Here is a 13,620-nt window from a genome sequence, read left to right on the forward strand (position 1 = left end):
CTTAGACCGAGCGGCGCGGCTGATCGACGGGCTCGATCAGCGTTTCCGCCGTCCCGGCAGCGTCGCTCGACGACGCAGCATCTTCAACGTCGCCCTCTTGCGCGACCGTCCCCGCCACTGCGTTGCCGGCCTGCATGTCCCGCAACGCGTTCGCCACCACCTGCTGAGCCTGCGCCGCGAGCACCCGCCGGTCCGCGTCCGGCGCGAGCGGTGCGCCAACATATACGTGGGCGGTCAGAGGACCACCACGCAACAGCATGTCGAGCGAGTCGGACAACGACACGTCGACGATATATGCGGGTGCCGTCGACTGCCGGCCCTGCGCGTCCTCGTACATGATGCACAGCGGCTGCACCGGCACACCGGCCGACACCGCGGCCTGGAACATGTTCGCGTGAAACGGCAGCAACTCGAGCCCGTTCGACGTCGTGCCTTCGGGGAACACGCACATCAGTTCGCCCGCGCTGAGCCGTGCGGCGAGTTCGTGCATGATGCGCTTCGCGTCACTGCGCTTCTCGCGCTGGATGAACACCGTATCGAGCTGCTGCGCGAGCCATCCGACCACCGGCCATTGCCGGATCTCCGCCTTCGACACGAACGGCGTCGGCCGCCACGCGTTGATCACGTAGATGTCGATCCACGAGATGTGATTGGCGACGACGAGCGCGCCACGATCGAGCCGCGCCGCGTCGTTATGCACGACGAGGCGCATGCCGCACAGCCGCAGCATCTTCAGCGACCACGCTCGATTGAGCGCGTGACGCCGCTCGGCGCTCGCGTTCGGAAAGCGCGTCGCGACGGTCCACATGCCGTGCAGCAGATGCGTAATGAGACGGACCTTGCGTAACGCGAGCTTCATGGCCGGAGCTTTCCTTGACTGGACCGAAACGATACCGCTCAGCGCTGTTCGTAGGCGAGCTGACCGGACACGACGGTCGCGCGCACCTGTGCCGGCAGTTCGTAGCCGAGGAACGGCGTGTTGTGCCCCTGGCTCTTCAGCGCACGCGGCTCGACGCGCCAGTGAGCGTGACGGTCGAACACGAAGAGGTCGGCCACCGCGCCGAGCGCGATACGGCCAGCCGCTTCGAGGCCGAGCACCTGCGCCGGAGCCGCGGTGATGCGATTCAGCGCGGTCGCAAGCGGCACGCCCGCTTCGTCGGCCCACTTCACCGTCAGCGACAGGAACAATTCGAGGCCGGTTGCGCCCGGCGTCGCTTCGGCGAACGGCAGCAGCTTTTCGTCGTCGTCGACCGGCGTGTGCGCGGAGCAGATCGCGTCGATCGTGCCGTCGACGAGGCCCGCGCGGATCGCTTCGCGATCGCGCTGCTGGCGCAGCGGCGGATCGAGCCGGAACTGCGCGTCGAAATAGCCGATGTCGAGGTCGATCAGATGCACGTGGTTCACGGTGACGTCGCACGACACCGGCAGGCCCTCGCCCTTCGCCGCGCGCATGAGCGCCACGCCCGCCGCCGACGACACATGCGACACATGCACGCGCGCGCCGGTCACGCGCACGAGTTCAAAGATTGTATGCAGCGCGATAGTTTCGGCCGCCACCGGGACACCCGACAGCCCGAGCCGCGACGCCAGCGCGCCGCTCGCGGCGACGCCGCCCTTGCCCAGATACGCATCGACGGGACGCAGCCACACGGTGAAACCATAGGTCTTCGCGTATTGCAGCGCGCGCATCAGCACCTGGGTATCGACGATCGGCGTGTCGGCCTGCGAGAAGCCGACGCAGCCCGCCTCGGTCAGCTGCACCATCTCGGTGATGGTCTGCCCTTTGAGACCGACCGTCAGTGCGCCGAGCGGATACACATGCGCCTTGTTCAGATTGCGCGCGCGGAACTTCAGCATTTCGACGAGGCCCGGTTCGTCGAGCGTCGGATCGGTGTCCGGCGGACATACGAGGCTCGTCACGCCGCCCGCGAGCGCCGCGGCCATTTCCGAGCCAAGCGTCGCCTTGTGCTCATAGCCCGGCTCACGCAAACGCGCGCACAGGTCGACGAGACCCGGCGCGATCGACAGGCCGCGCGCGTCGATCGTGCGCTCTGCCTGGAAGCCGGCCGGCGCGTTGCCGAGGGCGGCGATCTCGCCCGCCTCGATAAAGATGTCCTGCTGCTGTTCGGTGCCCGCTGCCGGATCGATCAGCGTGCCGCCTTGAATATGAATCTTCATGCGCTGCCTTTGTTAAACCTGTGGTTCAGCCTATCGTTCGGCTTCCTGATCAGGCGTTGCTTAGTCGTTGTTGCCCGCGACGATCCCCATCACCGCCATGCGCACCGCGATACCGAACGTGACCTGATTCAGGATCACCGATTGCGGGCCGTCCGCGACCTGCGAGTCGATCTCGACGCCGCGGTTCATCGGGCCGGGGTGCATCACGATCGCGTCGGGGGCGGCAAGCGCGAGACGCTCGGGCGTCAACCCCCAGCTCTTGAAGTACTCCTGCGACGACGGCAGCAGCGCGCCGCTCATGCGTTCGTTCTGCAGGCGCAGCATGATGATCACGTCGACATCCTTGAGACCTTCGTCGAGGTTGTGGAACACGCGCACGCCCATCTGTTCGATGCCGCCCGGCAGCAGCGTGCGCGGACCGATCGCGCGCACTTCGGGCACGCCGAGCGTGGTCAGCGCATGAATGTCCGAGCGCGCGACGCGCGAATGCAGGATGTCGCCGACGATCGCCACGCGCAGCTTCGTGAAGTCCTTCTTGTAGTGGCGGATCGTGTACATGTCGAGCAGACCCTGCGTCGGGTGCGCGTGACGGCCGTCGCCGGCGTTGATCACGTGGACCTGCGGCGCGCAGTGCTGCGCGATCAGGAACGGCGCGCCGCTCGACGCATGACGCACGACGAACAGATCCGCGTGCATCGCCGACAGGTTGTTGATCGTGTCGAGCAGCGATTCGCCCTTGCTCGTCGACGACGCGTTGATGTTCAGATTCAGCACGTCGGCCGACAGCCGCGTGGCCGCGATCTCGAACGTGGTACGCGTGCGCGTCGAGTTTTCGAAGAACAGGTTGAACACCGACTTGCCGCGCAACAGCGGCACCTTCTTCACTTCGCGATCGGTCACGCTGACGAACTGGTCGGCGGTCTCGAGAATGTGATTGACGATAGCCTTCGGCAACCCCTCGATCGACAGCAGATGTTTGAGCTCGCCGTTCTTGGTGAGCTGCGGGTTGCCCTTCAGGAAGCCGTAGCGGAAGCGCTCGGATGCGCTAGCGGAGGAATCTTGCGGAGCCGGGGTGGCGGTGTTCATGATGTACCTGCTTCAAATACGGGCTTCAACGTGCTCGAGGTCGGCGCGTCGCTCGCGCGAGGTTCAATCGACGCGTGCTTCAGTGTGAAAAGAGAACCGCTGGCCGCCCGCGCCGTCGTCTTCACGGGCCAGCACGAGCGTCGCGTCGGCCGGCACGTCGACCACGCCGCCGACGAAGCGCGCCGCCACCGGCAACTCGCGTCCACCGCGATCGGCGAGCACCGCGAGTTCGACCGATGCCGGCCGGCCGTAGTCATACAGCTCGTTCACCGCCGCGCGAATCGTGCGGCCGGTGTACAGCACGTCGTCGACCAGCACGATGCGCCGGCCATCGACCTCGAACGGCAGCGAGGTCGGTCTTGCTTGCGCGTGCAGCCCTTTCTTCGCGTAGTCGTCGCGATGCAGCGCGACGTTCACCACGCCAAAGCTCGGCAGTTTCAGATCGCGCGCGAGCCGCTCGGCGAGCCACGCGCCGCCGCTATGGATACCCGCCAGAACCGCCGCTTCGGCACCGTCTTGCGTGGCGGCGAGATGGTCGCCATACGCCGCTCGAATCTGGTCGAGCAACGCGCGATACAGCGCTTCGGCGTCAATGGAACTCATGATCGTCGGAAAGTCCGTCAAGATATTGCTGGAGGATGATGCTCGCGGCTTCGGCATCGAGCATGTCGGCGCGGGCATTGCCGGCGCGGATTTCCGCCTCGGCCTCGACCGACGAGTAGCGCTCGTCGACCCACGTGACCGGCAGATTGAAGCGGCCGTTCAGCTGGTTGCCGAAGCGCTTCGCGAGTTGCGTGCGCTCGTGCGGTGTGCCGTCGGGATGCATCGGCAGGCCGACCACCAGCGCATCGGGCTTCCATTCGGCGATCAGCTTGCCGAGCGCTTCGAAGCGGTACTCCTTGCTGCGGTTCTGCACGACGACGAGCGGCCGCGCGCGGCGCGTCAGCGAATTGCCGACTGCCACGCCGATGCGTTTCTCTCCGTAGTCGAACGCAAGCAGCGTCGCCTCACGTCCGACCGGCAGATTCATGCGCGGCCCCTCATGCGTGCCCGGCCTCGCCCGACAGCATCGACAACGACACGCCGAGCAGCGCGAGCGCCGCTTCGAGACGATCTTCGGCGGGCACGTCGAAAACGATCTTCGGATCGGCCTCGACCGTCAGCCAGCCGTTCTTGGAGATTTCGTCTTCGAGCTGACCCGCGCCCCAGCCGGCGTGGCCGAGCGTCAGCAGGAAACGCTCCGGACCGCTGCCGCTCGCGACGGCCTCGAGCACGTCTTTCGACGTGGTCATTTCGAGCCCGCCCGGCACCGACATCGACGACGTGTATGCGCTGCCGCCTTTCGGATCGTGCAGCACGAAGCCGCGCTCGGTTTGCACCGGGCCGCCGAAATACACGGGGACATGGAGAAGCGGTTCGATCTCGAGCTTCAGATCGATGCGACTGAAGAGCGCCTGCAGGTCGATATCGGTCGGCCGGTTGATCACGAGGCCGAGCGCGCCGCGCTCACTGTGATCGCAAAGGTAGACCACCGTTCCTGAAAACGTGGGATCGGCCATGTTCGGCATGGCGATCAGGAACTGGTTGGTCAGATTGATGCGATCGGTACTCTTGGACATAGTTCGGATTTTAGCAAAGACGATGCGCGATGGCGGGCTGCTTCGAGCACTGCAACGCGTTGGTTGCACGCTACGCGACGCGCCATCGACGCCGGATCAAGTTGCACTCTATCACGCGCGCGACTTGCGCCATGCCGCGATCAGGCGCCGAAACACCGCGTAGAACGGCACGTTCGGCGCGCGTCGCCAAGTAGCGGGATTGTGACTTGTCACAATGGATTTCAGCGGGTTCGGCGCGCGTCGGTCGAGGCGTTGCGGATGCAATTCGCGCGCCACGTCGCGCGTTTGGTCCGGCCCGGCATGCGCTTCACGCGCCGCCCTGCTCGATCGCACGCGTGAGCGCGGCGAGCGCCGCCTGCGTGAAGCTGCCGCCGGCCGGCCCAACGCCCGCGGCGACCTTGTGCAGCGACGCACGCAAAGCCTCGGCGGCCTGCTCGAGCGTGTCGGCCGGCGGCGCGCCGACCATCACGTGCGCGCGCACCGCCGGCGTCGCGACGCCCGCATGCGCACGACGCCGCCATGCGAGACCGAGCGCGTCGGCGAGCAGCGCCACGTGACCGAGACCGAGTGCGCAGGCGGCCGAGCCGAGCCGGTAGGCGGCGTCGCCTGCCTGCAGCGCTTCGCTCGGGTCGGCTTTTTCCGGCTGATCGGCCGCGCGCGCATGGGCGGCGAGCGCCTCGATGGACGCGTCGGCGGTCTGCAGGAAGTCTTCGTACGCGTTCGCGTTGACGCTCAGCACGCCGAGATCGCGCGTGTGCGGCAGCGACTGCGCCTCGAGCGCACTCGCCTCCCACAGCGCTTCCGACGACTGCGTGCCGGCGACGTGCCAGTCGACGGTCAAGCCATAATCGTGCAGCACCTCGACCTGGTCGGCGTCTTGCGCGGCCGCGCCGAACAGCGCGTAGTCGCGCCACAACAGCGCGAGCGTCGCGCGCACCAGCGAACGCGGCGCGCGCTCGATACCGCGCGCGTGATCGGCGAGCGCCAGGTTGCAGCGCGCGTAGAAGCGCCGCGCCTCGATATCGCGGATTGCGTGGCCGCGCGCGCGCAGCGCCTTCGCGCAGGCGCGCGCGAGCCGCCAGAAGTCATAGGGATCGGGGCCGGCGAGTTCGGTAAACACGGCGTCGAGCTCGTCGAGCGCGGCGTTCGTGACCGCAAGCGCCACCGCGCTGCCTGTGTCGGCCTGCGAGCGCAGCACCGGCAGCAACGCGCGCTCGTAGCGCGCCCGCAGATGGGCAAGCTGATCGGCCGATTGCGCGTGCAGCGAAGCCGGCGGCACTGGCCGCGCGCACAGCGCGAGGTCTTCGAACGCGACGGCGGAGCCCGGCGTGGGTTCGATGAGTTGCGCGCACAGCTCGCGGTAGTGGTTAAACAGCGTCGGCGAGCAACTGAGCTCGCGCAGATTGTGACGCTCGAGCGCCGCGCGGAAGTCGCGCAGCGCCGCGCCGAACACTGGCCGCGCGCTTTCCGCTTCGGCTGGCTCGCCGCTCGCGAGCGGCGAGAGCCGCACGAGGGCGTCGGTGAAACGCTGCGCGCTGAGCCAGCCCACCGTGCGCAATGCATGCGACGCGCGCAGCAGCGCGGCACCGCTCTCGTCGCGCTGCTCGAACGCGAGCGACGCCTCGGCGAGCGCGAGTTCCGCAGGGCGGACCGCACCGCCGCGCGGGTTCGGCAGTGCATCGATGGAAACGGGTGCTGCGGATCGAAGAGTCATGGGCAGGCGACACGAAGCTGACGGGGCCGTCGCTTCGCGCCGCATGCTGAGTGAGCGGCCACCGCGCGAACCGGCGACAGGACAATGACAGACTACCGTTGCGACACGACGCGACCGGCGATGTTCCGCGCCGGCGCGCTCAGACAGGCGCCGGGCGCGCCGGACGCATCAAGCGATTGCAGCAATTGCGCGGCGGATGACGCCGCTGACTTTTCGGGATCGAAGCTCAGGGTTCAGGTTCGGGACCGAATCTCGGGACCCGGTTTGGGGGCCGAAGCTTCCGGCGTGTCGCACGAACCCATCAAACCGCGACGCCGGAACAATGATCAAGCGACTCGAACGACCGACCGGCTGACGGCAGCTTGCCGACTTCAGATCTGGACCATTTCGAAGTCTTCCTTGCGCGCTCCGCACTCCGGACACGTCCAGTTGATGGGCACGTCTTCCCAGCGCGTGCCCGGCGCAATGCCTTCGTCGGGCAAGCCGGCCTCTTCGTCGTAAATCCAGCCGCAAATCAGGCACATCCAGCTTTGATATTCCATTCTTTTGTCGCGTCATTGAGTCCGTGGAAGCGGGAGCCATGATGGTACCGTGTTGCCGCCCCCATGCCTAGCAGTCGAAAACGCGCAATCGTAGCGTGGACCGGGCTTCGGCGGTGCGCCCGCGCGCCGTGCGGACGACGCTTGCGGCGTCATTCCGCACGGCGGTGGGGGCATCCGGCAGCGCGATATAGGGCGTCCTCGGCAAGCTCGCGGCGCTAGCGTGGCAACCTCAAAGCGATCCCCGCCGCGCGAAAAAACGCCCTCTCCACGGTTTAGGCCGCATAATTGAGCCAATTGCGCATTGCGCGCCGAAATCCTGCTTTCTTTATCCATTTTCATGCCCAGCGACACGCCTCCGATCGTCCTCACCTTCGGTCTCTCCGACCCCACCGGCGGCTCTGGCCTGCAGGCGGACCTGTTGACACTTGCCAGCATGGGCTGCCACGGCGTTTCCGTGCTCACGGGCTATACCGTGCGCGACTCGGCGAATTGCGACGAAGTCACCGGGCTCGACCCGGACGTCGTCGCGACGCAGGCGCGCATGCTGCTCGAGGACATGCCGATCGCCGCATTCAAGGTCGGCGCGTGCACGCGCGCCGAAGTGGTCAGCGCGATCGCGGAAGTTGTCGCCGACTACGACGACATCCCGCTGATCCTCGCCCCCGACTTCACGCTCGACGACGAACACGTGCTCGCCGCCGACGAACTCCGCGAAGCGATCGCCGATCTGCTCGCGCCGCAAACCACGCTGCTGGTCGCCGACTCGGCGACGCTGCTCGCGCTCGCGCAGCCCGACGGCGACGCGGAGGCGCCGAGCCTCGACGCGGCGATCTCGCATCTGCTGTCGCAGGGCTGCGAGTACATTCTATCGACCGAAACCGGCACGCATCGGCTCGTCAACACACTCTTCAGCGAGGACGGCCAGTTGCGTCAGGACATGTGGGACCGCGCGCCGCATCGGTTGACGGGCCTGACCGATACGCTCGGCTCCGCAATCGCCGCGCTTCTCGCCAACGGCCAGGAGCCCGCGGAAGCGGTGCGCGAAAGCCAGGAGTATCTGTATCAGGCAGTGCGCAATGCGTTCCGGCCCGGCATGGGGGCGTACACGCCCGATCGCTTCTTCTGGGCGCGCAGCAGCGATGAAGACGAAACGCCGCCCGCGCAAGGCAAGGGCGCGGCGCCGGGGGAAGCGCGGCACTGACCTCGCCATTCGTCGGCATCGACTGAAAGCCCGCTGTCAGCCGTTTTTTTCATTCATGCGAATTTCGCGATTGGCGCAACTTTCCATTCGACGATCCTGCGCGATCCGCTCGCGCGCCAGATCTCGCACTACCGGGTATACGGCGAACGGCAAGAACGGCCAGATCACGCGCGGCGTCAGCGTGTCGGCGACCGAGGCCCTGGCGCTGCAAGGCGTACTGTCGCTCGACGAGTGGGTCAGCGAATCGCTCGGCGGCAGGAACCTGTTCGTGCAGATGCTGAGCGGCGAGCCGGCGGCCAACGAAGCGAGCCTTGCCGTGGCGCAAATCCATTTGCGCGAACAGATCGGTACCGTCGGCGTCTGCGAGGACATGAGCGAATTCTTATTGCGGCTGTGCGGTTCGACGGGGTTGAAATTACCGTTCTGTTTCGAATCGAATCGCATCCATGGCGCGCCGAAAGGCAAAGCTCACGTAAGCGAAGCAGCAAGACAAAAGTTCATCGACGACAATAGCCTTGATTACGAGCTGTTCCGCGACGCGAATCGAATCGTCGAAGCCTATGCGAAAGAAACGGGCAGCGTCTTTTCGAATGCGCTCGAATTGGTGCGCGTGATTCAGTCCGAAATAGATCAGCTCGAGAATCCGCACGTCTATAACTCAACGTATTTGGGCATCGATGGCTCATTCCTGTCGCGCGTGCATGAGGTGATCGGCCGCTTCGATCTCGCGCCGATCGACACCTATCTGGAGTTCGCGCGAAGCCGGCGGCGTCCGCTCGCCGACCTGTTCGACGGTTTTGTCGACACGGTGCGCGACGGCGTAGTGTGCGGCTGGGCCGTCAACCTGAACGAGCCGCAGCGGCAGGTACCGCTCGCGGTGCGGGTCGGCACGCGGATCGTCGCGACCGGCTGCAGCGGTGAGCCGCGGCCCGAGGTGGCGAGCGCCGGCTATCCGAGCGCATACAGCGGATTTTCGATTCCACTGCCGAACGATATCCCGGAAGCCTTTCGCGTTACCATTGCCAATTCCACCGAAAGCCTGCACAACGCCGGCACGTGGCGGCAAGGCTGGCACTGCGAATGAGCCAGAAGAGCCAAGAGAACCTATCCATGAAAGAGCCGCCCCAATTCGTGCAACGCTTCCACGGCAAGATCGCGGTGCAGGACCGCATACGCATGTTCGATCAGATGCCCACCACGATCTGGCTGACCGGCCTGTCCGGCGCCGGCAAATCGACGCTCGCGTTCGCGCTCGAGGAGCAGCTGATCGCGCTCGGTCACGCCTGCTATGTGCTCGACGGCGACAACATCCGCCACGGTCTGGCGAGCGACCTTGGATTCGAGCCCCACGACCGGCGCGAAAACATCCGCCGGGTCGCGCACGTCGCCCAATTGATGAACGACGCGGGTCTGATCGTGATTTCCGCACTGATTTCGCCGCTACGCGAAGATCGGGCGATGGCGCGCGAGATCATCGGAGCCGACAGGTTCGTCGAAACCTACGTGTCCGCCTCGCTCGCCACCTGCGCGAGCCGCGATCCCAAAGGTCTTTACGCGAAAGCGAGGTCTGGCGAGATCAGCTCGTTCACCGGCTTATCAGCGCCCTATGAAGCGCCGATCGATCCCGACCTGCACGTCGACACGGGCACGCTGAGCCCCGCGCAAAGCGTCGCGCAGATCTTCCACTACCTGCGCGAAAAGTGCCTCGGAAGGTCCTCTCATCGCACGGCTCACGCCGCGGGCGCCTGATCCGGCCAAAAAGGGCGTCCCGAAGCGCTCCCCAGCAAGCACATCAACGCCGGCCCCAAACGAAAAAAAACCCGCCTAAGCGGGTTTTTTTCGTTTGGGGAAACGCCTCGCGGCGCACTCCCCACATGGACTTCCAGCCGGGCCCCGTCCGTGATCCAGACGCGCGGCAGTTCAACCACGCGGCCGGACCACGAGGCCCGAGCGGAATTACATGTCCATGCCCATGCCGCCCATGCCGCCGGGCATGCCGCCAGGCATCGGAGCATCTTCCTTCGGCAGTTCACAGACAGCTGCGTCGGTCGTCAGCAACAGGCCAGCAACCGAAGCTGCGTTTTGCAGCGCCGTGCGCGTCACCTTCGTCGGGTCCACGACACCTGCGTCGACCAGGTCGACGTACTCGCCGGTCGCTGCGTTGTAGCCGTAGTTGCCCTTGCCAGCAGCAACCGCTGCCACGACGACACTCGCTTCTTCGCCACCGTTGGCGACGATCTGGCGCAGCGGCTCTTCCATGGCGCGCAGAACGATCTTGATACCTGCGTCCTGATCGGCGTTAGCGCCCTTCAGGCCAGCGATTGCCGTACGTGCACGGATCAGCGCGACGCCGCCGCCTGCCACGATGCCTTCTTCCACAGCCGCGCGCGTTGCGTGCAGTGCGTCTTCGACACGTGCCTTCTTTTCCTTCATTTCGACTTCGGTCGCAGCACCGACCTTGATCACCGCAACACCGCCTGCCAGCTTGGCAACGCGCTCTTGCAGCTTTTCACGGTCGTAGTCCGAGGTCGCTTCTTCGATCTGCGTGCGCACTTGCTTGACGCGAGCTTCGATGTTCGCTGCTTCGCCAGCGCCGTCGATGATCGTGGTGTTTTCCTTGCCCACTTCGATGCGCTTCGCCTGGCCCAGTTCAGCCAGCGTTGCCTTCTCGAGCGTGAGGCCGGTTTCTTCAGCGATGACCTGACCGCCGGTCAGGATCGCGATGTCTTCCAGCATCGCCTTACGACGATCGCCGAAGCCCGGAGCCTTGACGGCAACGGTCTTGAGGATGCCGCGGATGTTGTTGACGACCAGCGTTGCGAGCGCTTCGCCTTCGACGTCTTCAGCGATGATCAGCAGCGGACGGCCAGCCTTCGCGACTTGCTCGAGCACCGGCAGCAGGTCACGGATGTTCGACACCTTCTTGTCGTGCAGCAGCACGAACGGGTTCTCGAGCACGGCGACTTGCTTGTCCGGGTTGTTGATGAAATACGGCGACAGGTAGCCGCGGTCGAATTGCATACCTTCGACGACGTCCAGCTCGTCTTGCAGCGACTTGCCGTCTTCGACGGTGATCACGCCTTCCTTGCCGACCTTGTCCATTGCTTCAGCGATGCGCTCGCCGATCGACGAATCGCTGTTCGCCGAGATCGCGCCAACCTGGGCGATTTCCTTGTTGGTCGTGCACGGCTTGCTGATCTTGCGCAGTTCTTCGATTGCCGCTGCAACAGCCTTGTCGATGCCGCGCTTCAGGTCCATCGGGTTCATGCCCGATGCGACGTACTTCATGCCTTCGCGGACGATCGATTGCGCGAGAACCGTAGCGGTCGTCGTGCCGTCGCCTGCGTTGTCGCTGGTCTTGGAAGCGACTTCCTTGACCATTTGCGCGCCCATGTTCTGGAGCTTGTCCTTCAGTTCGATCTCTTTCGCGACCGACACACCGTCCTTGGTGACCGTCGGGCCGCCGAAGCTGCGCTCGAGAACCACGTTGCGGCCCTTCGGACCCAGCGTGACCTTCACGGCGTTGGCGAGAATATTCACGCCTTCGACCATCTTGGCACGGGCGGAATCACCGAATACGACGTCTTTAGCTGCCATCTTCTAACTCCTTGAATACTTTGGATATAACCGGGGAAGTAGCGAGCTTGCGCTTACTTCTGGACCACGGCCATGATGTCTTCTTCGCGCATCACGAGCAGTTCGTTGCCGTCGACCTTGACGGTCTGGCCTGCGTACTTGCCGAACAGGACGCGGTCGCCGACCTTCACGTCGAGCGCAATGGCTGCGCCCTTGTCGTCGCGCTTGCCCGGGCCGACTGCGAGGATTTCACCTTGATCCGGCTTTTCCGCTGCGGCTTCGGGGATCACGATGCCCGACGCGGTCTTGGTTTCCTGATCCAGACGTTTGACGATCACGCGATCATGCAAAGGACGAAGGTTCATACATACTCCTCTCTGATTGAGACTGAAGAACGCTGAGAAAAACCCGGCTGGCCGAGCCAACCGGAGATGTTGTTAGCACTCTCGTGCAGCGAGTGCTAATTATATGGACGGGCGGTGACAAATTCAAGAAGCGGGGAACTCTGTCGAGATCACTGATGCTTGAACTTATTCGCTCAAGCTTGAGCCTGCCCCAAGGCGAAGAGTCGGTCGTTGGGAATTTTCTCTATAAAAACAATGCTTACCGACGCATGACGCTGACATTCGGCCCCTCGCAAAGCGAACGGCGGGCCACGACGAGGCAGCGACCGCGGAGCGGAGCGCCGGCTCGTAACGTCAAACCTAGGGAATTCCCGGAGCGCGCGCCGCTGCCGCCGCTGCAGTAGTCAGCCCTGCCCCGCCTTGGGGCGACTCTCCATTTGATGAGGTTTGCGGCTGGGGCGAGTTGAAGATCTGCGGGAGGTTGAATCGATGTCTGGACGTCGCGACAACAATCTTGGGGCTATAACTGGATGCGAAAGATTTGAGATTTTTCCACTCTGAAGATCAGTGAAAGATGTGTCCAACCGACGAGTCGGTAATTGCGCTCTTCCAAATAGCGAAATATGGCGGAATCTATCACTTCCCTGATCGATGCCAACGTCGTTTCCACAATAATGATCTTCGGTTTGTATCTGCCGATATCGATCGATCGCAAGGCTTCGAAATCGTGACCTTCCACGTCGATGGAAAGCAGATCGATTTCCTGACTGGCGTAGGGACTGTGCTCCAGAACGTCGTTCAACGTGGTGGTTTCAACAGTCCGGACAGAGGTGGGCTGATGGCCTTCTGTCGCAGCGAATGCGGGGTCTATGGTTGAAGTCAACCCATAATTGGAGAAATTATAAACTTCCTTGACCTGTTTCTCGTTGGAGATGGCCGCGCATACATTTACGTCGCCAGTCCGCGCAAGAGAAAACGCTTCGATTTTCACCGGATCCATGTCTATGTTGATACCGCGCCAACCACGCTTGTACAGCGCATGCGTGTTCGAGAATTTGACAGGGTGGTATGCACCCACGTCTACATAAATCCCCTTATTACACCGCGGACTGATTATTTCGCGCAATACTACGTCTTCCCCAAACTGCGAATAGTACAAACGCGGTCCGCGCGTTATCCAGGTCTTACGAACGAGCCAAAGGAAGTGTCCCAACGTCTTGAAGTTCACGATAGTCGCTCCCCAACATGGAAAGGCAACGGCAAAAGATCAAACAGCGTTTGACCTGTAGACTTGTCCAGCAGAAGGTCGGTCCTGTATTGCGTTGCTAATTACGCGTCGCCAATGCGGCACAGGGCCGAC

General features: G+C 64.0%; 14 protein-coding genes. 3 read left to right on the forward strand and 11 right to left on the reverse strand.

Translation table 11 applies throughout. The features are described from left to right. Window position 1: 1 nt before the first annotated feature. From OKW45_RS29410 to OKW45_RS29445, 8 genes are all read right to left on the reverse strand, one after another. The gene (locus tag OKW45_RS29410; RefSeq protein ID WP_429472662.1) at window positions 2-859 is read right to left on the reverse strand and encodes a lysophospholipid acyltransferase family protein; all 858 of its coding nucleotides are present in this window, start codon (window positions 857-859) and stop codon (window positions 2-4) included. A 38-nt stretch (window positions 860-897) separates the two neighbouring features. After that, window positions 898-2,178, reverse strand: coding sequence for a dihydroorotase (locus tag OKW45_RS29415; protein WP_429472663.1), 1,281 nt, complete (start codon window positions 2,176-2,178; stop codon window positions 898-900). Between the two features lie 60 nt (window positions 2,179-2,238). Continuing rightward, on the reverse strand, window positions 2,239-3,264 hold the full coding sequence (locus OKW45_RS29420) for an aspartate carbamoyltransferase catalytic subunit (RefSeq protein ID WP_429472664.1): 1,026 nt from the start codon (window positions 3,262-3,264) through the stop codon (window positions 2,239-2,241). Window positions 3,265-3,327: 63 nt separating this feature from the next. Continuing rightward, window positions 3,328-3,867, reverse strand: a complete 540-nt coding sequence (gene pyrR, locus OKW45_RS29425; protein ID WP_429472665.1) for a bifunctional pyr operon transcriptional regulator/uracil phosphoribosyltransferase PyrR — start codon at window positions 3,865-3,867, stop codon at window positions 3,328-3,330. Next, window positions 3,854-4,294, reverse strand: coding sequence for a Holliday junction resolvase RuvX (gene ruvX, locus OKW45_RS29430; RefSeq protein ID WP_018419586.1), 441 nt, complete (start codon window positions 4,292-4,294; stop codon window positions 3,854-3,856). The genes pyrR and ruvX overlap by 14 nt, the downstream gene beginning before the upstream one ends. A 10-nt stretch (window positions 4,295-4,304) precedes the next feature. Then, the gene (locus OKW45_RS29435) at window positions 4,305-4,883 is read right to left on the reverse strand and encodes a YqgE/AlgH family protein (protein WP_018419585.1); all 579 of its coding nucleotides are present in this window, start codon (window positions 4,881-4,883) and stop codon (window positions 4,305-4,307) included. 307 nt (window positions 4,884-5,190) lie between these two features. Further along, window positions 5,191-6,597, reverse strand: a complete 1,407-nt coding sequence (locus OKW45_RS29440; RefSeq protein WP_429472666.1) for a FimL-related protein — start codon at window positions 6,595-6,597, stop codon at window positions 5,191-5,193. A 371-nt stretch (window positions 6,598-6,968) separates the two neighbouring features. Continuing rightward, the gene (locus OKW45_RS29445; RefSeq protein ID WP_006047743.1) at window positions 6,969-7,139 is read right to left on the reverse strand and encodes a rubredoxin; all 171 of its coding nucleotides are present in this window, start codon (window positions 7,137-7,139) and stop codon (window positions 6,969-6,971) included. A 337-nt stretch (window positions 7,140-7,476) separates the two neighbouring features. Here OKW45_RS29445 and OKW45_RS29450 point away from each other — a divergent pair, with 337 nt between their 5' ends. The 3 genes from OKW45_RS29450 to cysC all read left to right on the forward strand — a co-directional run bounded on the left by OKW45_RS29450 (window position 7,477) and on the right by cysC (window position 10,089). Then, window positions 7,477-8,340 carry a hydroxymethylpyrimidine/phosphomethylpyrimidine kinase gene (locus OKW45_RS29450; protein WP_018419581.1) on the forward strand — a complete coding sequence of 288 codons (864 nt, stop codon included), beginning with the start codon at window positions 7,477-7,479 and terminating at the stop codon, window positions 8,338-8,340. 70 nt (window positions 8,341-8,410) lie between these two features. After that, window positions 8,411-9,424, forward strand: coding sequence for a chondroitin 4-O-sulfotransferase (locus OKW45_RS29455; RefSeq protein ID WP_429472667.1), 1,014 nt, complete (start codon window positions 8,411-8,413; stop codon window positions 9,422-9,424). A 26-nt stretch (window positions 9,425-9,450) separates the two neighbouring features. Further along, window positions 9,451-10,089, forward strand: coding sequence for an adenylyl-sulfate kinase (cysC, locus tag OKW45_RS29460; RefSeq protein WP_429472668.1), 639 nt, complete (start codon window positions 9,451-9,453; stop codon window positions 10,087-10,089). 207 nt (window positions 10,090-10,296) lie between these two features. Here the strand turns inward: cysC and groL are convergent, their stop codons facing one another. From groL to OKW45_RS29475, 3 genes are all read right to left on the reverse strand, one after another. Next, window positions 10,297-11,937: a chaperonin GroEL gene (groL, locus tag OKW45_RS29465; protein ID WP_018419577.1), complete on the reverse strand. Its 1,641-nt coding sequence runs from the start codon at window positions 11,935-11,937 to the stop codon at window positions 10,297-10,299. 53 nt (window positions 11,938-11,990) lie between these two features. Further along, entirely contained in the window at window positions 11,991-12,281 is a 291-nt protein-coding gene (gene groES / locus OKW45_RS29470) for a co-chaperone GroES (protein WP_008923887.1), read from the reverse strand. 499 nt (window positions 12,282-12,780) lie between these two features. Further along, entirely contained in the window at window positions 12,781-13,488 is a 708-nt protein-coding gene (locus OKW45_RS29475; RefSeq protein ID WP_035470460.1) for an FkbM family methyltransferase, read from the reverse strand. Between the last annotated feature and the right edge of the window lie 132 nt (window positions 13,489-13,620).

It is taken from the genome of Paraburkholderia lebeckiae, from assembly GCF_050436225.1.
Taxonomy (GTDB): domain Bacteria; phylum Pseudomonadota; class Gammaproteobacteria; order Burkholderiales; family Burkholderiaceae; genus Paraburkholderia; species Paraburkholderia tuberum.